Below are 19,442 nucleotides of genomic sequence, written 5' to 3'. Positions count from 1 at the left end.
CGGCAGCAATACTTCATTCCCTGTCCGGCACGGGCGGGAATTGATTGGTGAGCAATACAGACACGCAGTTCCAGGCTGCGGGTCACTATAGAGAATCCGGGTTATGTTGCAGTTTATTCTCCGACGTTTGGGACTCGTCATCCCCACGTTTATCGGTATTACCCTTCTCACTTTTGCCTTTGTCCACATGATCCCCGGCGATCCGGTGATGATCATGGCGGGCGAACGTGGGATCTCCCCAGAGCGTCACGCGCAGCTGCTGGCTGAACTCGGCTTAGATAAACCGATGTGGCAGCAGTATCTCCATTACATTTGGGGCGTTATGCATGGCGATCTTGGCATTTCAATGAAAAGCCGCATCCCGGTTTGGGAAGAGTTCGTGCCGCGCTTCCAGGCCACGTTGGAACTTGGCGTCTGCGCGATGATTTTTGCTACGGCAGTCGGTATTCCGGTTGGTGTGCTGGCTGCGGTTAAACGCGGTTCCATTTTCGATCACACTGCGGTTGGCCTGGCGCTGACCGGCTACTCGATGCCGATCTTCTGGTGGGGCATGATGCTGATCATGCTGGTTTCGGTGCACTGGAACCTGACGCCCGTCTCCGGTCGCGTGAGCGATATGGTGTTCCTCGATGATTCCAATCCGTTAACCGGTTTTATGCTAATCGACACCGCCATCTGGGGTGAAGACGGCAACTTTATCGATGCCGTCGCCCATATGATCTTACCTGCGATGGTGCTGGGCACAATTCCGCTAGCGGTCATTGTGCGTATGACGCGCTCCTCCATGCTGGAAGTGCTGGGCGAGGATTACATCCGCACCGCGCGAGCCAAAGGGTTGACCCGCCTTAGGGTGATTATCGTCCATGCGCTGCGTAACGCCATGCTGCCGGTGGTAACCGTTATTGGCCTACAGGTAGGGACGCTGCTGGCGGGGGCGATTCTGACTGAAACCATCTTCTCGTGGCCCGGTCTTGGTCGCTGGTTGATTGACGCACTGCAACGCCGCGATTATCCAGTGGTGCAGGGCGGCGTATTGCTGGTGGCGACGATGATTATCCTCGTCAACCTGCTGGTCGATCTGCTGTACGGCGTGGTGAACCCGCGTATTCGTCATAAGAAGTAAGGGAACATCATGTCACAGGTTACTGAAAATAAAGTGATTACTGCACCGGTGCCGATGACCCCTTTACAGGAGTTCTGGCACTATTTTAAACGCAACAAAGGCGCGGTCGTCGGACTGGTTTATGTCGTCATCGTGCTGTTTATCGCGATCTTTGCCAACTGGATTGCACCCTATAACCCGGCGGAACAGTTCCGCGATGCGCTGCTCGCCCCGCCAGCCTGGCAGGAAGGCGGCAGCATGGCGCACTTGCTGGGCACTGATGACGTCGGTCGCGATGTGATGTCGCGCCTGATGTACGGCGCACGCTTGTCGCTGCTGGTTGGCTGTCTGGTGGTGGTGTTATCGCTGATTATGGGCGTTATTCTCGGCCTGATCGCCGGCTACTTCGGCGGCCTGGTCGATAACATCATCATGCGCGTGGTCGATATCATGCTGGCGCTGCCAAGCCTGCTGCTGGCGCTGGTGCTGGTGGCTATCTTCGGCCCGTCGATTGGTAACGCCGCGCTGGCGCTGACCTTCGTTGCCTTGCCGCACTATGTCCGCTTAACTCGCGCCGCCGTGCTGGTGGAGGTGAACCGCGACTACGTGACCGCTTCCCGCGTGGCGGGAGCCGGGGCGCTGCGGCAGATGTTTATCAATATTCTTCCCAACTGCCTTGCGCCGCTGATTGTCCAGGCGTCGCTCGGTTTCTCTAACGCCATTCTCGATATGGCTGCTCTTGGTTTCCTCGGCATGGGGGCACAACCGCCAACGCCGGAGTGGGGCACCATGCTCTCCGACGTGTTGCAGTTCGCGCAAAGCGCCTGGTGGGTCGTGACCTTCCCTGGTCTGGCGATCCTGCTGACGGTGCTGGCATTTAACCTGATGGGTGACGGTCTGCGTGACGCGCTCGATCCCAAACTGAAGCAGTAAGAGGTTCGAGATGGCGTTATTAAATATAGATAAATTATCGGTGCATTTCGGTGACGAAAGCGCACCATTCCGCGCCGTAGACCGCATCAGCTACAGCGTGAAACAGGGCGAAGTGGTCGGGATTGTGGGTGAATCCGGTTCGGGTAAATCGGTCAGTTCACTGGCGATTATGGGGCTGATTGATTATCCGGGTCGCGTGATGGCGGAAAAGCTGGAATTTAACGGCCAGGATTTGCAGCGTATCTCGGAAAAAGAGCGCCGCAATCTGGTAGGTGCCGAAGTAGCGATGATCTTCCAGGACCCGATGACCAGTCTCAACCCGTGCTACACCGTGGGTTTCCAGATTATGGAAGCGATTAAGGTGCATCAGGGCGGTAACAAAAGTACCCGCCGTCAGCGGGCAATTGACCTGCTGAATCAGGTCGGCATTCCCGATCCGGCGTCGCGTCTGGATGTTTACCCGCATCAGCTTTCCGGCGGCATGAGCCAGCGTGTAATGATCGCGATGGCAATTGCCTGTCGGCCAAAACTGCTGATTGCGGATGAACCGACCACCGCGCTGGACGTGACCATTCAGGCGCAAATCATCGAACTGCTGCTGGAGCTACAGCAGAAAGAGAATATGACGCTGGTGTTAATTACCCATGACCTGGCGCTGGTGGCGGAAGCGGCACATAAAATCATCGTGATGTATGCAGGTCAGGTGGTGGAAACGGGCGATGCTCACGCCATCTTCCGTGCGCCGCGTCATCCGTATACTCAGGCATTGCTACGCGCGCTGCCGGAATTTGCTCAGGACAAAGAACGTCTGGCGTCGTTGCCTGGTGTCGTTCCCGGCAAGTACGACCGCCCGAACGGCTGCCTGCTTAACCCGCGCTGTCCCTATGCCACTGACAGATGCCGCGCTGAAGAACCGGCGCTGAATATGCTCGCTGACGGGCGTCAGTCCAAATGCCATTACCCACTTGATGATGCCGGGAGGCCCATACTATGAATACGCAAGAGGCCACCTCGCAACAACCGCTGTTGCAGGCTATCGACCTGAAAAAACATTATCCGGTGAAGAAAGGCATGTTCGCACCGGAACGTCTGGTGAAGGCGCTGGATGGCGTTTCATTTACCCTTGAACGCGGTAAAACGCTGGCGGTGGTAGGTGAATCCGGTTGCGGTAAATCGACGCTTGGTCGATTGCTGACGATGATCGAAATACCTACCGGTGGTGAACTGTATTACCAGGGGCAGGATCTGCTCAAGCACGATCCGCAGGCGCAGAAGCTGCGTCGGCAGAAAATCCAGATTGTCTTTCAGAACCCTTACGGTTCGCTGAATCCGCGTAAAAAAGTTGGGCAAATTCTCGAAGAGCCGCTGCTTATTAACACCAGCTTAAGCAAAGAACAGCGTCGGGAAAAAGCCCTGTCGATGATGGCGAAAGTCGGCCTGAAAACCGAGCATTACGACCGCTATCCGCACATGTTCTCCGGCGGTCAGCGTCAGCGTATCGCCATTGCCCGAGGTCTGATGCTCGACCCGGATGTGGTGATTGCCGATGAGCCGGTTTCTGCGCTGGATGTCTCAGTGCGTGCGCAGGTGCTGAATCTAATGATGGATTTGCAGCAGGAACTGGGGCTTTCTTATGTCTTTATCTCCCACGACCTGTCGGTGGTGGAGCACATTGCTGATGAAGTGATGGTGATGTACCTGGGCCGCTGCGTGGAGAAGGGAACGAAAGACCAAATCTTCAATAACCCGCGCCATCCGTACACTCAGGCGCTACTTTCCGCGACGCCGCGCCTGAATCCGGACGATCGCCGCGAGCGCATCAAGCTCACCGGTGAACTGCCAAGCCCGCTGAATCCACCGCCGGGTTGCGCCTTCAACGCCCGCTGTCGTCGGCGCTTCGGCCCCTGCACCCAGTTGCAGCCGCAGCTAAAAGACTACGGCGGTCAACTGGTAGCTTGTTTTGCTGTTGATCAGGATGAAAATCCGCAGCGTTAACTCACAAAACCGGGGCCATGCGCTCCGGTTTACTCAATCAACTTCAACAGTGGCGACAAGCACAGCAAAATGCCGTAAAAGAGAATCAGCCAGGCTTTAAACCCGCGAAGTTTTTCCAGTTGTGTGACTTTAGAGATCAGGAAAAACGGAATGAGGCACGACACAATGCCATACAACGGACTTCCCATCTGAAAGAACACCAGCACCGATACCCGAAATGAAACCCAAATCGTCAACGTAATGACGATAAAAGCGCAAATTGCCAGAGTCAGCATGTGCGAGTTAATTTTTTGGGTATCAATAATTCGGCTTAACAGATTGAGAATAATGCCTTTAATGGCCTCGTGGAAACCGAGGTAAATGCCAAAGAATGCGGTCAGTACGGCAAAGATATTCAGCACCGTAGAGGTGATATGAATGATATGCCCAGGGATCACCTGCGCCGCCAGTGCCAGTGCCGAGATATTTTGTTCAAAGGCAGAAACGGCTTCTTCGTGGCTAATTGAGAAGGTAAACGAAAAGGCAAAAAACAGGATCACCGCGATGAGCGTGATATAACTAATCCGGTGGGTACGCAGCGCGAGCCGAGTTGCCAGTACTTTATCCGCTTCCCGTTTACGATAGGCAATATTCATCGGGTTAAGCACCTGAATAAATACCGCAGAAAAGAAGCAAAAAGGAATAGTAAGCAGAACGTCGCGGAAGAAGACGGAGGCTTGCGGGAACGCGGTTATATTGGCGAAATTCCAGTGCGGGATCATCGCAAAACCGAACACCACAATAATGCCCACTTTGACCACCACCATCGGGCCGGAAATTTTAAACAATAACCTTTCTCCACCTGACGCGATAGCTACCAGTACGGCGAAAATAGCCACTTTATAAAGTAGAGATTGTGAAAGATTGGCATCGGTCAAACCGAAGGTTTTCAGGTACGAGGCGCTGTCAAAAACCACGGAGAGGGAATAGATAAAAATTCCGTGGATAATCATCAAAAAGTAGATAACACCAAGAAATATTCCCCAGTTCTTCCCAAGGTAATGACTGATAATATCGGTGTAGTCATTACAGGAGTCACTTTCAGATAGTGTCTTTAAATAAATATCCTGCACTACCCAGGTTGCCGGATAAGCAATAATGGCGGCGGTAATAAATACCCAAATTCCCTTTAGCCCAATTTGTACTGGCATCAGCACCGTTCCGGCACCAATTGCCATTCCTATGCATAATAAAACCCAGCCGAAGTCATATCGCGTAAATGGTAATTTTTGATCGCGTAGTTGTAATGTGTTGTCCTGCATAAAGTCCTGTCCAGAAAGAAGTCAGCCCCGCAAAGATGGTTATCCCCCGTTTCTCTTGTGCAACAGGCGGAGAAGTCGAATACGCAGTGTGCTAAGAATGAGGCAACGGATTCACCGGGGAGAATCGCGAGGAGCGCAATTCTACAAAATTGCGCATTTCACTACTAGCCTGGTGTCAGATCGCGGGTAATGCGTAAAGTGAAAATTCTGCAAACATGAAAATAAGCTGGAATGTATCGCGCAAAGTGAAAAACAGGCAGGTGCCAGGGGCAGAAAGCGTCAGTAGAATCTGCCGCAAGCCGGAGGGTTCCGGTGAGGCGCAATGTTGCGGGGGCTTTATCCCTGGTGGCATTGGTTGCTGGAGAGAGAAAACCCCCGCACGTTGCAGGTATGCACCTGACAACATCACGGGAGCCATTCTTGAACCTGAACAACTCAAGAATAGCCGCGAAACGTTGTCATTACAACACAGGCGGCTATATGACGCTCGCAGAACTGGGCATGGCCTTCTGGCATGATTTAGCGGCTCCGGCCATTGCTGGCATTCTTGCCAGTATGATCGTGAACTGGCTGAATAAGCGGAAGTAACGTGTCATGCGGGCGTCAGGCTGCCGTAATGGCAATTTGCGCCCGGACCAGGCCGCAGGGGTGAAACTCTGCGGCCTTTTTCGTAAGAAAAATGCAACGGTTGCAAGGCGGTAATATTCTGCGGAACGCGCAGCACAGAGTGAAGAAGTGATGGATTTCGAAGCAGAAAAACAGACGTAGAATCAGCGGCAAGCCGGAACATTCCGGTGAGGCGCAATGTTGCGGGGGCTTTATCCCTGGTGGCATTGGTTGCTGGAAAGAGAAAACCCCCGCACGTTGCAGGTATGCACCTGACAACATCACGGGGGCCATTCTTGACTCTAGACCATTCAAGAATAGCCGCGAAACGTTGTCATTACAACACAGGCGGCTATATGACGCTCGCAGAACTGGGCATGGTCTTCTGGCACGATTTAGCGGCTCCGGTCATTGCTGGCATTCTTGCCAGTATGATCGTGAACTGGCTGAATAAGCGGAAGTAACGTGTCATGCGGGCGTCAGGCTGCCGTAATGGCAATTTGCGCCCGGACCAGGCCGCAGGGGTGAAACTCTGCGGCCTTTTTCGTAAGAAAAATGCAACGGCTGCAAGCCGGTAATATTGTGCGGAATGCACAGCACAGAGTGAAGAAGTGATGGATTTCGAAGCAGAAAAACAGTCGTAGAATCAGCCTCAAGCCGGAAGAGTCCGGTGAGGCGCAATGTTGCGGGGGCTTTATCCCTGGTGGCATTGGTTGCTGGAGAGAGAAAACCCCCGCACGTTGCAGGTATATACCTGACAATATGACGGGGGCTAATCTTGAACCCAAACAACTCAAGAATAGCCGCGAAACGTTGTCATTACAACACAGGCGGCTATATGACGTTCGCGCAGTTAGGCATGGTCTTCTGGCACGATTTAGCGGCTCCGGTCATTGCTGGCATTCTCGCCAGCATGATCGTGAGCTGGCTGAATAAGCGGAAGTAACGTGTCGTGCGGGCGTCAGGCTGCCGTAATGGCAATTTGCGCCCGGACCAGGCCGCAGGGGTAAACTCTGCGGCCTTTTTCGCGTTTACTGCGGGTATGGCACCCAATCGCCGCCGTTCAGGCGAACGTACGGTTTATCCTGATATTGAATCACCACCGCGTTTGAGTTCTCGGATACCGGTGCTGTTTGTGGCAATCCGCTGGTGAGTTTTTTCCAGTCAACATTGTCTTCGGTGAAAATTTTACCGTCGAGAACGCGAACAACCAGATCAGAAATTGCCAGGAAACTGCTTGGTTGGTCGATGACAATCGGAGCCCCCTGATGTGGTGCCTTCATGCCGAAGAATTTCACGCCAACGGGGACATCAGTAATTGATGGACTAGGGATATCACGTAGGCCAGATACCTGCATTCTGTCGCCTTTCAGCGCGCCGCCGTGTTCTGGCACGACCACCACCATTACTTTACGGTCAGATTTCTCCAGCTCGGTAAAGAATGCATCCAGTTCATCAAAGAACTTCTGCGCCCGCGCTTTATAGTCCGCTGTTTTACTGACGCCAGGATAATGGTTGCCATCATGCAGAGGGAGCGTGTTGTAGAACGTGGCGCTACGGGAGTTTTTATCTTTTTCAGTAACTTCCAGCCAGCGGTTAAGTACGGCGGTATCGTCATAAACTGGCGAACCATCAAAGCCCAGCAAAATAACCGGTAGATTCGTTTGATCCATCAATTCTGTCTGCATACCGCCATTTTCGCGCACTTCTTTCAGGAAGCCGCCGAATTGACCGTTATGCCCCATCATCAGATGCTGGGTAAAGCCCAGTTTTGACAAGTTATCGAACAGATAGCAGTCATTATTGGCTGGTTGATACAGATTGGTGTGCGAAGTTTGCCCACAACTGGCGCGCAGCAGACGAATCGCCGCCGGGCCGCTGTATGAGGTCGCAGAGTTGAATTTCTTGAACTCAATATCGAAATGCGACCATAACGGATGCGACATTAACCCGGCAGCCTCAATGTCCGACCAGGAGAGTGAGCAGATGTTGATGACCAGCAATTCAAATGGCTGTGCATCTGCCGGAAGCGCGGATGGGAAGGTCGATTTACGTTTCGCTTCGGCGTTATAGAAATTATTCAGCCATGCATTAAGATTCGCCGTTGTCGGCGGCGCGGTTTGCGCAGGCATATCACCCACCACCGGCGTACCTCCTGCGGCTGCGACCGTTGCCGCTGCATTACCGCCCGTCGTTGTCACCGTCGTGGTCGGTTGACCGGCTGGCCACAGGGAGAAACTTGGTCCAGCCAGCGTAAGTACGTTCAACCATACCAGAATAGCGACGACAAATATGGTGATACGAATCCATTGTGACAGGAACAACCACGCCACTAACAATACAAAAATGGCTCCGATCATCTGCCAGTTAATAAAGCGAGTAACGAGGTCGATTAAATAATCGCTACTGAAACCAGCCACTTGCGAACCCTGACTCATGATACTTTCCGGGCCTGGCAGCCAGGTGTCGTGCCAGAACAATGCAAAACCGATTGGCAGGGCTATCCAGTGGCGTAGACGGTGCAGGCTATAGCGCGGAATAGGCATTAGCAGGAACGCGGCAAACACCAGGTTAAGCAGCGGATGGAAGTTAAGATATCCCGCCCATAACAGGCCAAATTTGACCAGAAAATATAAGTTCCAGCCAGAAAGGCCGCGCCAGTATTGCCAGAGGGAAGAAGGCATAGCGGTGTTTTGGGTAAATTGAGTCATTTTTTGATTGCCCTGGCTTTTTCCGCACGGCGTAATGTACCGGCCGGTTTTACATAACGAGGTTTAGCAAATAACAAACGCAAAGTGTCACGAATACGCCGCAGAGAATGCCGCGCCAGATAGCCCAGCGGGAAAAATATCAGTGCGCAAACGATAATAATTTCAATGATATCGCTGATGGTCATCATGATGAACGCTCCACAGCATCATCCAATAATCGCAGTGGTTCAGGTATGCGTCGCCAGTTGCGACCATCGTGTTCGGCATTGATGACTGGCGTGGAACCCTGCGTTAAAGGCAGCGGCATCCCCCATTGTTCCGGGGCGAGTAAACGCATTTGCACCAGCTCGGCGCTGATTTGGTCATCTTCAAACCAGACCATGCGGTTAGAGAAAATGTCGCCAGTAGGTAGTGGGAAAATATGATTCAATGCGGTATCCAGATCGTTAATCCGGCAGAAAGAGAGGAACAGCACCAGTCGATTGCCGCCAATCGTCATAATATCGCCGGTACGATTAGGGCGACACAGCGTCAGAGCTTGTTCAACGCGAATACCAGGCACCGGGCGCAAAGCCACCAGAACGCCTTTCCCGTGAGCGGGTAACAGGGTGTTATTCATCATATTATTGACCGCGTCACAGAATACATCCCACTTCTGGAACCCCCGCAGTTTAATCGGCTGAGTCATCGACAACAGCGTGGTGATATCTTCCGGTACATAGCGGCTGAACTTCTGTCCCTGCACGCTTTCAATCATTGTCAGACAGCGAGAGAGCGGGGCGTTCCATGGAATAACCATATTTGCGCCGCAGGCCAACAGTAAACGTTCGTCGGTGGCGCGCAGGCTGGCAATATTTTCCCGCACGAGGATTTTCAACGCGCTACCACGCTGGCGACGCAATGTATGAATACTGCGGGCCAGCGGTTCAATTTGCCCATTTTGCTGCAAAGAGAACACGACCGTCGCGGCCTGAGAGGTACGCGCTTCATTGAACAGCGTTTCGTTATTGTCGAATAGCTTCCAGTGTTCCGATAGCGGTGGCGCGCCTTCCAGTACGGCAATATTACTGAGAATACGTTTTTCATCGCTGCGTGGTTGGATCTCCGCCTCTTCGCGCTGAACTAACGCCCAGACGCCATTTTGATGCTGGACGGTCAGTTGCTGACGGGCGCTGACGCCTTTTTCGTTACACCAAAAAGCAATATCCAGCAGATGCTGATCGCCCTGAAAACGCAAACTGGCAAGTCCAAAAAGCGAACGGTACTCCTCCAGTAACAATGAAAATTGTTTATCGTTATTATTTCCGGGATTAATTACCAGCAGTGAACAATGGTTTAGCCTGCACCATTTATTCATTTTTTCCAGCCATAGGCGAAGGCGCTCGGCAGGAATGTTTTGCCATGCGTTATTTGCGCAAACAAGAATGAACAGGTAATTATTGGGAACAACTGAACATTGTAAATCACGGGGCAAATAGTATAGACCTTTTTCATGATTTAGCATTGAAAATAATTTTATTTTTTCTGGTCCTTGAGAATCATCTAATTTGAAAATTTTCTCGGGATCGCTATCCATGCTAATGACCGCGACTTGCGCGGTTTCAGCTTGAGAAGCCATCGTTTGATTCACCAGGCTAATAGCATCTTCTTGACGATCGACGTTAAACCACCAGACGCCGCCTGCTGGCATATGTCGCAGCTCATCCCATAAGGATGAGATACCGATAGAGAATACGGGGTCCACAGTGTCCCTCAAGTCGCCATTTTGTCTGATTATCAGTTTACTAGCGAAAGCTAAGAAATAAACCTACCATTGAAATTAAAACTTATCAGATTTAGCATGTGAATCAATTTAACAGGCCAGAAACCTTGTGATATCAGCCTTTTCGTTTTTTAGTTTTTCTGTTGCGTAACGGAAAGTCAAAAAATGAGCGGGTTTCTGTGCTGCCATAAGCAATAAAGCGGCGAAATTGTCTTGCTGTGTAATATGTTTATTTTATAGGGATCAACCATAATGAATAACAACGAACCCGATATTCTGCCTGATCCCGCGATAGGCTATATCTTCCAGAATGATATTTTGGCGTTAAAACAGGCTTTTTCACTGCCTGATATTGATTATGCCGATATTTCCCAACGAGAGCAGTTGGCTGCGGCATTAAAACGTTGGCCGTTGCTGGCTGAGTTTGCGCAAAAAAAGTAGGGGTGTGGTGAATGGCCGTTCTGGGATTGCAGGGGATGCGGGGTGGCGTGGGAACGACAACGATCACTGCCGCGTTAGGCTGGTCATTGCAAATGTTGGGAGAAAATGTCCTGCTGGTGGATGCCTGCCCGGACAATTTGCTGCGCCTGTCATTCAACGTTGATTTTTCTCACCGCCAGGGCTGGGCAAGAGCCATGCTGGATGGCCAGGACTGGCGTGATGCCGGGCTACGCTATACCTCGCAGCTCGATCTGCTGCCCTTTGGTCAACTGACTCTCGAAGAACACGAAAATCCCCAGCACTGGCAAACACGGCTGGGCGAGATTTGTAGCGGTATTCAGCAACTAAAGACCAGCGGGCGTTATCAATGGATTTTGATCGATTTACCACGCGACGCCTCGCAGATAACGCATCAAATCATGAGCCTGTGCGATCACACCCTGGCAATCGTCAACGTGGATGCTAACTGTCATATTCGGCTGCATCAGCAGGCACTGCCCGCTGGCGCGCATATTTTGATTAATGATTTTCGTGTAGGCAGCCAGGTTCAGGACGATATTTATCAGCTATGGTTGCAAAGCCAGCGGCGCTTGTTGCCAATGTTGATCCATCGTGATGAAGCGATGGCTGAATGTCTGGCGGCGAAACAACCGTTGGGCGAATACCGTAGCGATGCGTTGGCGGCAGAAGAAATTCTGACGCTGGCGAACTGGTGTCTGTTGAACTATTCCGGGCTGAAAACGCCAGTCGGGAGCGCATCATGAGTATCCTGACCCGGTGGTTGCTTATCCCGCCGGTTAACGCACGTCTTATTGGGCGTTATCGGGAATATCGTCGTCATGGCGCGTCGCCTTTCAGCGCGACGCTCGGCTGTTTCTGGCTGATCCTTGCCTGGATTTTTATTCCGCTGGAGCACCCGCGCTGGCAGCGTATTCGTGCGCAACATAAAATCCTGTTCCCTCATATCAACGCCTCGCGCCCGCGTCCGTTGGATCCTGTGCGCTATGTCATCCAGACCTGCTGGTTGCTGATCAGTGCTTCGCGCAGAGAAACGCCGAAACCGCGCTGGCGGTCGTTTTCACGCTTGCAGAATATTCGTGGGCGTTATCATCAATGGATGGATGAATTGCCGGCTCGCTTCAGCCATAACACGCAACATCTTGATGAGAAAAAAGAGCTGGGACATCTGAGCGCCGGAGCGCGGCGTTTTATTCTTGGCATCATTGTGACATTCTCGCTGATTCTGGCGCTGATTTGCGTCACCCAGCCGTTTAACCCGCTGTCGCAGTTTATCTTCCTGATGTTGCTGTGGGGCGTGGCTCTGATGGTACGGCGAATGCCGGGACGCTTCTCTGCACTGATGCTGATTGTGCTGTCGCTCACTGTCTCGTGCCGTTATATCTGGTGGCGTTACACCTCCACGCTGAACTGGGATGATCCGGTCAGTCTGGTGTGCGGTTTAATTCTGCTGTTCGCTGAAACTTACGCATGGATTGTGCTGGTGCTCGGCTACTTCCAGGTCGTATGGCCGTTGAATCGTCAGCCAGTGCCGTTGCCGAAAGATATGTCGCTGTGGCCGTCGGTGGATATTTTTGTGCCGACGTACAACGAAGATCTCAGCGTGGTGAAAAACACTATCTATGCCTCGCTGGGTATCGACTGGCCGAAAGATAAGCTAAATATCTGGATCCTCGATGACGGTGGCAGGGAGGAGTTTCGCCAGTTTGCACAAAACGTAGGGGTGAAATATATCGCCCGTACCACTCATGAACATGCGAAAGCGGGCAATATCAACAATGCGCTTAAATATGCCAAAGGCGAGTTTGTGTCGATTTTCGACTGCGACCACGTGCCAACGCGCTCGTTCCTGCAAATGACCATGGGCTGGTTCCTGAAAGAAAAACAACTGGCGATGATGCAGACGCCGCACCACTTCTTCTCGCCGGACCCGTTTGAACGCAACCTGGGGCGTTTTCGTAAAACGCCGAACGAAGGCACGCTGTTCTACGGTCTGGTGCAGGATGGCAACGATATGTGGGATGCCACTTTCTTCTGCGGTTCTTGTGCGGTGATCCGCCGTAAACCGCTGGATGAGATTGGCGGTATTGCCGTCGAAACGGTAACTGAAGATGCGCACACTTCTTTGCGTTTGCACCGTCGTGGCTACACCTCCGCGTATATGCGCATTCCGCAGGCGGCGGGGCTGGCGACCGAAAGTCTGTCAGCGCATATCGGTCAGCGTATTCGCTGGGCGCGCGGGATGGTGCAAATCTTCCGCCTTGATAACCCGCTCACCGGTAAAGGGCTGAAGTTCGCGCAACGGCTGTGCTACGTCAACGCCATGTTCCATTTCTTGTCGGGCATTCCACGGCTGATCTTCCTGACTGCGCCGCTGGCGTTCCTGCTGCTTCATGCCTATATCATCTACGCACCTGCGTTGATGATCGCCCTGTTTGTGCTGCCGCACATGATCCACGCCAGCCTGACTAACTCGAAGATTCAGGGCAAATATCGCCACTCATTCTGGAGTGAAATCTACGAAACAGTGCTGGCATGGTATATCGCACCACCGACGCTGGTGGCGCTGATTAACCCGCACAAAGGCAAATTTAACGTCACCGCCAAAGGGGGCCTGGTAGAGGAAGAGTATGTCGATTGGGTGATCTCGAGACCGTACATCTTCCTCGTGCTGCTCAACCTGGTTGGTGTCGCTGTTGGCATCTGGCGTTACTTCTATGGTCCGCCAACCGAAATGCTTACCGTTGTCGTCAGTATGGTGTGGGTGTTCTACAACCTGATTATTCTCGGCGGCGCGGTAGCGGTATCGGTTGAAAGTAAACAGGTTCGTCGTTCGCATCGTGTTGAGATGACGATGCCAGCGGCAATTGCCCGCGAAGATGGTCACCTTTTCTCCTGCACCGTTCAGGACTTCTCCGACGGTGGGCTGGGGATCAAAATCCACGGTCAGGCGCAGATCCTCGAAGGGCAGAAAGTGAATCTGCTGCTCAAACGCGGTCAACAGGAATACGTCTTCCCGACCCAGGTGGCACGCGTGATGGGTAACGAAGTCGGGCTGCAATTGATGCCGCTCACCACCCAGCAACATATCGATTTTGTGCAGTGTACGTTTGCCCGTGCGGATACATGGGCGCTCTGGCAGGACAGCTACCCGGAAGATAAGCCGCTGGAAAGTCTGCTGGATATTCTGAAGCTCGGCTTCCGTGGCTACCGCCATCTGGCGGAATTTGCACCTTCTTCAGTGAAGGGTATTTTCCGTGCGCTGACTTCTCTGGTTTCCTGGGTTGTTTCGTTCATTCCGCGCCGCCCGGAGCGGAGCGAAACGGTACAACCATCGGATCAGGCTTTGGCTCAACAATGATGATAACGCGATGAAAAGAAAACTATTCTGGATTTGTGCAGTGGCAATGGGGATGAGCGCATTCCCCTCTTTTATGACGCAGGCGACGCCAGCAACGCAACCACTGATCAATGCTGAGCCAGTTGTTCCTGCCCAGACGGAACAAAATCCGCAGGTGGGGCAGGTGATGCCGGGCGTGCAGGGAGCGGATGCGCCAGTCGTCGCGCAGAACGGCTCTTCGCGTGATGTGAAGCTGACCTTTGCGCAAATCGCGCCGCCGCCGGGCAGCATGGTGCTGCGTGGTATCAACCCGAACGGCAGCATTGAGTTTGGTATGCGCAGCGACGAAGTGGTGACGAAGGCGATGCTCAATCTCGAATACACGCCATCGCCGTCATTGCTGCCAGTTCAGTCGCAGTTAAAGGTTTATCTCAATGATGAACTGATGGGCGTGCTACCAGTGACTAAAGAGCAGTTGGGCAAAAAGACGCTGGCGCAAATGCCGATTAACCCGCTGTTTATTACCGACTTCAACCGCGTGCGGCTGGAGTTTGTCGGTCATTATCAGGATGTGTGCGAAAACCCAGCCAGCACCACACTTTGGCTGGATGTCGGGCGCAGTAGTGGACTGGATCTGACGTATCAATCACTGAATGTGAAGAATGACCTGTCGCACTTCCCGATTCCGTTCTTTGACCCACGCGATAACCGTGCTAACACCTTACCGATGGTCTTTGCGGGCGCGCCGGATGTTGCTCTGCAACAGGCTTCCGCCATTGTTGCCTCGTGGTTTGGTTCCCGTTCCGGCTGGCGTGGGCAGAACTTCCCGGTACTCTATAACCAGCTTCCCGATCGCAATGCGATTGTTTTTGCGACTAACGACAAACGCCCGGACTTCCTGCGCGATCATCCGGCGGTAAAAGCCCCGGTGATTGAGATGATCAACCACCCGGAAAATCCTTACGTCAAACTGCTGGTCGTGTTTGGTCGTGACGACAAAGACCTGTTGCAGGCAGCGAAAGGTATCGCCCAGGGCAATATTTTGTTCCGTGGCGATAGCGTAGTGGTGAATGAAGTCAAACCGCTGCTGCCGCGTAAGCCATACGATGCGCCGAACTGGGTGCGTACCGATCGTCCTGTCACCTTTGGCGAACTAAAAACCTATGAAGAGCAGTTACAGTCCAGCGGTCTGGAACCAGCAGCGATTAACGTTTCGCTAAATCTGCCGCCAGATCTCTACCTGATGCGCAGTACCGGTATTGATATGGATATCAACTATCGCTACACCATGCCGCCGGTGAAAGACAGCTCGCGGATGGATATCAGCCTGAACAACCAGTTCCTGCAATCATTTAACCTGAGTAGCAAACAGGAGGCGAACCGCCTGCTGCTGCGTATTCCGGTATTACAAGGTTTGCTGGACGGCAAAACGGATGTCTCTATTCCGGCGTTGAAGCTGGGGGCGACCAACCAGCTGCGCTTCGACTTTGAGTACATGAACCCGATGCCGGGCGGATCGGTGGATAACTGTATTACCTTCCAGCCGGTGCAGAACCATGTGGTGATTGGCGACGACTCTACCATCGACTTCTCGAAGTATTACCACTTCATCCCGATGCCGGATCTGCGCGCGTTTGCCAATGCGGGCTTCCCGTTCAGCCGGATGGCGGATCTGTCGCAAACCATCACCGTAATGCCGAAAGCGCCCAACGAAGCACAGATGGAAACGCTGCTAAATACCGTTGGCTTTATCGGCGCGCAGACGGGCTTCCCGGCGATTAACCTGACCGTGACCGATGATGGCAGCACCATTCAGGGTAAAGATGCCGACATCATGATCGTCGGTGGTATCCCGGACAAATTAAAAGACGACAAGCAGATTGACATGCTGGTACAGGCCACCGAAAGCTGGGTGAAAACGCCAATGCGCCAGACGCCATTCCCCGGCATTGTGCCGGACGAAAACGACCGCGCGGCAGAAACTCAGTCAACGCTGACCTCTTCCGGCGCGATGGCAGCGGTGATTGGCTTCCAGTCACCGTATAACGACCAGCGCAGCGTGATTGCTCTCCTGGCTGACAGTCCGCGCGGTTACGAAATGCTTAACGATGCGGTGAACGATAGCGGCAAACGCGCCACCATGTTCGGCTCGGTAGCCGTGATCCGTGAATCTGGCGTTAACAGTTTGCGTGTCGGCGACATCTATTACGTTGGACATCTGCCGTGGTTCGAACGTTTGTGGTATGCACTGGCTAATCACCCGATTCTGTTGGCGGTGCTGGCGGCAATCAGCGTGGTGTTGCTGGCCTGGGTACTGTGGCGTCTGCTGCGTATCATCAGCCGTCGTCGTCTTAACCCGGATAATGAGTAATTGATGATGAATGTTTTGCGTAGTGGAATCGTGACGATGCTGCTGCTGGCTGCCTTTAGTGTTCAGGCAGCCTGTACCTGGCCTGCCTGGGAGCAGTTTAAAAAGGATTACATCAGTCAGGAGGGGCGCGTCATTGACCCCAGTGATGCGCGCAAAATTACCACCTCCGAAGGGCAAAGTTACGGCATGTTCTTTGCTCTGGCGGCTAACGACCGTGCTGCTTTCGATAACCTTCTCGACTGGACACAGAACAATCTTGCCCAGGGCTCGTTAAAAGAGCATTTGCCCGCCTGGCTATGGGGCAAGAAAGAGAATGCGAAGTGGGAAGTGCTGGACAGCAACTCAGCCTCTGACGGCGATATCTGGATGGCCTGGTCACTGCTGGAGGCCGGTCGATTGTGGAAAGAGCAACGTTATACTGACATTGGCAGCGCGTTGTTAAAACGCATTGCGCAAGAGGAAGTGGTGACAGTGCCGGGACTGGGTTCCATGCTGTTACCGGGCAAAGTGGGTTTTGCCGAGAATAACACCTGGCGTTTTAACCCAAGTTATTTGCCCCCGACGCTGGCGCAGTATTTCACCCGCTTTGGCGCACCGTGGACCACGTTGCGCGAAACGAATCAACGTTTATTGCTGGAAACCGCCCCGAAAGGTTTTTCACCAGACTGGGTACGCTATGAGAAAGACAAAGGCTGGCAGTTAAAGCCAGAGAAAACGCTGATCAGCAGTTACGACGCTATTCGCGTCTATATGTGGGTTGGCATGATGCCCGACAGCGATCCGCAAAAAGCGCGGATGCTCAACCGTTTTAAACCGATGGCGACATTCACCGAGAAAAACGGCTATCCGCCGGAGAAAGTCGATGTCGCTACGGGTAAAGCGCAGGGTAAAGGGCCAGTCGGCTTTTCTGCGGCTATGTTGCCATTTCTTCAGGATCGTGATGCCCAGGCCGTACAGCGTCAGCGTATTGCAGATAACTTTCCTGGTAGCGATGCCTATTACAACTATGTGTTGACCCTGTTTGGACAAGGCTGGGATCAACACCGTTTCCGCTTCTCGACAAAAGGTGAGTTATTACCTGACTGGGGCCTGGAATGCGCAAATTCACACTAAATATTCTTACGCTTTCCCTCGGTCTGGCCGTGATGCCGATGGTCGAGGCGGCACCAACCGCCCAGCAACAGTTGCTGGAACAGGTTCGTGTGGGCGAAGCGACCCACCGCGAAGACCTGGTGCAGCAGTCGCTGTATCGTCTGGAACTTATTGATCCGAATAACCCGGATGTCGTTGCCGCCCGTTTCCGTTCTCTGTTACGTCAGGGCGATGTTGATGGTGCGCAAAAACAACTCGAACGATTGTCGCAATTAGCGCCGAGTTCAAATGCGTATAAATCATCGCGTACCACAATGCTACTTTCCACGCCGGATGGTCGTCAGGCACTGCAACAGGCACGATTGCAGGCCACCACCGGTCATGCGGAAGAAGCCGTGGCGGGTTACAACAAACTATTCAACGGAGCGCCGCCAGCAGGTGACATTGCCGTCGAGTACTGGAGTACGGTAGCGAAAATTCCGGCTCGCCGTGGCGAAGCGATTAATCAGCTAAAACGCATCAATGCGGATACGCCGGGCAATACAGGTTTGCAAAACAATCTGGCGCTATTGCTGTTTAGCAGCGATCGCCGTGACGAAGGTTTTGCCGTACTGGAACAGATGGCGAAATCTAACGCCGGGCGCGAGGGGGCTTCTAAAATCTGGTACGGGCAGATAAAAGATATGCCCGTCAGCGACGCCAGCGTGTCGGCGCTGAAAAAATATCTCTCTGTTTTTAGCGATGGCGATAATGTGGTGGCTGCGCAATCGCAACTGGCAGAACAACAAAAGCAACTGGCCGATCCTAATTTCCGCGCCCGTGCGCAAGGTTTAGCCGCTGTGGACTCAGGCATGGCAGGTAAAGCCATTCCCGAACTGCAACAGGCGGTGCGCGCTAACCCGAAAGACAGTGAAGCACTTGGGGCGCTGGGGCAGGCGTATTCCCAGAATGGCGATCGCGCTAATGCGGTGGCGAATCTGGAAAAAGCCCTCGCGCTGGATCCGAACAGCAGCAACAACGACAAATGGAACAGTCTGCTGAAGGTGAACCGCTACTGGCTGGCGATCCAGCAGGGCGATGCTGCGCTGAAAGCCAATAATCCCGACCGGGCAGAACGCCTGTTCCAGCAGGCGCGCAATGTCGATAACGCCGACAGCTATGCGGTACTGGGGCTGGGTGATGTGGCGATGGCACGTAAAGATTACCCCGCTGCCGAACGCTATTATCAGCAGACTTTGCGTATGGACAGCGGCAACACCAACGCCGTGCGCGGGCTGGCGAATCTTTATCGCCAGCAGTCGCCGGAAAAAGCCGAAGCGTTTATTGCCTCGCTTTCTGCCAGCCAGCGGCGCAGCGTTGATGACATCGAACGCAGCCTGCAAAACGACCGCTTATCACAGCAGGCGGAGGCACTGGAAAATCAGGGTAAATGGGCACAGGCGGCAGCACTTCAGCGTCAGCGGCTGGCGCTCGATCCCGGCAGTGTGTGGATTACTTACCGGCTTTCGCAGGATCTCTGGCTGGCCGGGCAACGCAGCCAGGCCGATACGTTAATGCGCAGCCTGGCGCAACAGAAGCCGAACGACCCGGAGCAGGTTTACGCTTACGGACTGTATCTTTCCGGTCACGACCAGGACAGAGCCGCGCTGGCGCATATCAACAGCCTGCCGCGCGCGCAGTGGAACAGCAATATTCAGGAACTGGCAAACCGCCTGCAAAGCGATCAGGTACTGGAAACCGCCAGCCGCCTGCGTGAAAGCGGTAAAGAGG

General features: G+C 53.2%; 17 protein-coding genes. 13 read left to right on the top strand and 4 right to left on the bottom strand.

The window, feature by feature from the left end:
• The first annotated feature begins 103 nt into the window (after positions 1-103).
• From dppB to dppF, 4 genes are read left to right on the top strand one after another with little or no spacing between them, the layout of a single operon-like run.
• A complete protein-coding gene (gene dppB / locus C3D30_RS18850) occupies positions 104-1,123 on the top strand; it encodes a dipeptide ABC transporter permease DppB (RefSeq protein WP_021550012.1) in 1,020 nt (339 codons plus the stop codon).
• A 9-nt stretch (positions 1,124-1,132) separates the two neighbouring features.
• Positions 1,133-2,035, top strand: coding sequence for a dipeptide ABC transporter permease DppC (dppC, locus tag C3D30_RS18845; RefSeq protein WP_000084683.1), 903 nt, complete (start codon positions 1,133-1,135; stop codon positions 2,033-2,035).
• A 10-nt stretch (positions 2,036-2,045) separates the two neighbouring features.
• Positions 2,046-3,029, top strand: coding sequence for a dipeptide ABC transporter ATP-binding protein (gene dppD, locus C3D30_RS18840; RefSeq protein ID WP_105287254.1), 984 nt, complete (start codon positions 2,046-2,048; stop codon positions 3,027-3,029).
• Complete coding sequence (dppF, locus tag C3D30_RS18835) at positions 3,026-4,030, top strand: dipeptide ABC transporter ATP-binding subunit DppF (RefSeq protein ID WP_105287253.1); 1,005 nt, start codon at positions 3,026-3,028, stop codon at positions 4,028-4,030. The genes dppD and dppF overlap by 4 nt, the downstream gene beginning before the upstream one ends.
• 29 nt (positions 4,031-4,059) lie before the next feature.
• On the opposite strand, the gene C3D30_RS18830 is transcribed toward dppF, so the two are convergent.
• Positions 4,060-5,331 (bottom strand): SLC5/6 family protein, encoded by a 1,272-nt coding sequence (locus C3D30_RS18830; protein WP_105287252.1) that lies wholly within the window; start codon positions 5,329-5,331, stop codon positions 4,060-4,062.
• A gap of 480 nt (positions 5,332-5,811) precedes the next feature.
• Here C3D30_RS18830 and C3D30_RS20430 point away from each other — a divergent pair, with 480 nt between their 5' ends.
• From C3D30_RS20430 to C3D30_RS20425, 3 genes are all read left to right on the top strand, one after another.
• Positions 5,812-5,919 carry a type I toxin-antitoxin system toxin Ldr family protein gene (locus C3D30_RS20430; RefSeq protein ID WP_123058540.1) on the top strand — a complete coding sequence of 36 codons (108 nt, stop codon included), beginning with the start codon at positions 5,812-5,814 and terminating at the stop codon, positions 5,917-5,919.
• A 374-nt stretch (positions 5,920-6,293) separates the two neighbouring features.
• Positions 6,294-6,401, top strand: a complete 108-nt coding sequence (locus C3D30_RS18815) for a type I toxin-antitoxin system toxin Ldr family protein (RefSeq protein ID WP_105287250.1) — start codon at positions 6,294-6,296, stop codon at positions 6,399-6,401.
• A 374-nt stretch (positions 6,402-6,775) separates the two neighbouring features.
• Positions 6,776-6,883 carry a type I toxin-antitoxin system toxin Ldr family protein gene (locus C3D30_RS20425; protein WP_123058539.1) on the top strand — a complete coding sequence of 36 codons (108 nt, stop codon included), beginning with the start codon at positions 6,776-6,778 and terminating at the stop codon, positions 6,881-6,883.
• Between the two features lie 85 nt (positions 6,884-6,968).
• Here C3D30_RS20425 and bcsG read toward each other — a convergent pair whose 3' ends face one another.
• From bcsG to bcsE, 3 genes are read right to left on the bottom strand one after another with little or no spacing between them, the layout of a single operon-like run.
• On the bottom strand, positions 6,969-8,648 hold the full coding sequence (gene bcsG / locus C3D30_RS18805) for a cellulose biosynthesis protein BcsG (protein ID WP_000191630.1): 1,680 nt from the start codon (positions 8,646-8,648) through the stop codon (positions 6,969-6,971).
• Positions 8,645-8,836 carry a cellulose biosynthesis protein BcsF gene (gene bcsF, locus C3D30_RS18800; protein WP_000988301.1) on the bottom strand — a complete coding sequence of 64 codons (192 nt, stop codon included), beginning with the start codon at positions 8,834-8,836 and terminating at the stop codon, positions 8,645-8,647. Before bcsF ends, bcsG begins: the two co-directional genes overlap by 4 nt.
• Positions 8,833-10,404: a cellulose biosynthesis c-di-GMP-binding protein BcsE gene (gene bcsE / locus C3D30_RS18795; protein ID WP_001205752.1), complete on the bottom strand. Its 1,572-nt coding sequence runs from the start codon at positions 10,402-10,404 to the stop codon at positions 8,833-8,835. The genes bcsF and bcsE overlap by 4 nt, the downstream gene beginning before the upstream one ends.
• Positions 10,405-10,662: 258 nt before the next feature.
• Between bcsE and bcsR the strand changes: the two genes are divergently transcribed.
• The 6 genes from bcsR to bcsC form a co-directional block, all read left to right on the top strand.
• Complete coding sequence (gene bcsR, locus C3D30_RS18790; protein ID WP_001063311.1) at positions 10,663-10,851, top strand: cellulose biosynthesis protein BcsR; 189 nt, start codon at positions 10,663-10,665, stop codon at positions 10,849-10,851.
• Positions 10,852-10,862: 11 nt separating this feature from the next.
• Entirely contained in the window at positions 10,863-11,615 is a 753-nt protein-coding gene (gene bcsQ, locus C3D30_RS18785) for a cellulose biosynthesis protein BcsQ (protein ID WP_000279495.1), read from the top strand.
• Complete coding sequence (gene bcsA / locus C3D30_RS18780; RefSeq protein ID WP_000025927.1) at positions 11,612-14,230, top strand: UDP-forming cellulose synthase catalytic subunit; 2,619 nt, start codon at positions 11,612-11,614, stop codon at positions 14,228-14,230. The genes bcsQ and bcsA overlap by 4 nt, the downstream gene beginning before the upstream one ends.
• Before the next feature lie 10 nt (positions 14,231-14,240).
• Positions 14,241-16,580 carry a cellulose biosynthesis cyclic di-GMP-binding regulatory protein BcsB gene (gene bcsB, locus C3D30_RS18775; RefSeq protein WP_024192197.1) on the top strand — a complete coding sequence of 780 codons (2,340 nt, stop codon included), beginning with the start codon at positions 14,241-14,243 and terminating at the stop codon, positions 16,578-16,580.
• A 6-nt stretch (positions 16,581-16,586) separates the two neighbouring features.
• On the top strand, positions 16,587-17,693 hold the full coding sequence (gene bcsZ, locus C3D30_RS18770) for a cellulose synthase complex periplasmic endoglucanase BcsZ (protein WP_024192198.1): 1,107 nt from the start codon (positions 16,587-16,589) through the stop codon (positions 17,691-17,693).
• Positions 17,675-19,442: cellulose synthase complex outer membrane protein BcsC (bcsC, locus tag C3D30_RS18765; RefSeq protein WP_105287248.1), on the top strand; the 1,768-nt coding region annotated here is incomplete at its 3' end. The genes bcsZ and bcsC, both read left to right, overlap by 19 nt.

This window comes from Escherichia sp. MOD1-EC5433, assembly GCF_002966005.1.
GTDB lineage: Bacteria > Pseudomonadota > Gammaproteobacteria > Enterobacterales > Enterobacteriaceae > Escherichia > Escherichia ruysiae.
The sequence above is the reverse complement of the archived record's forward strand: the minus strand, read 5'-3'. Positions and strand labels throughout refer to the sequence as shown.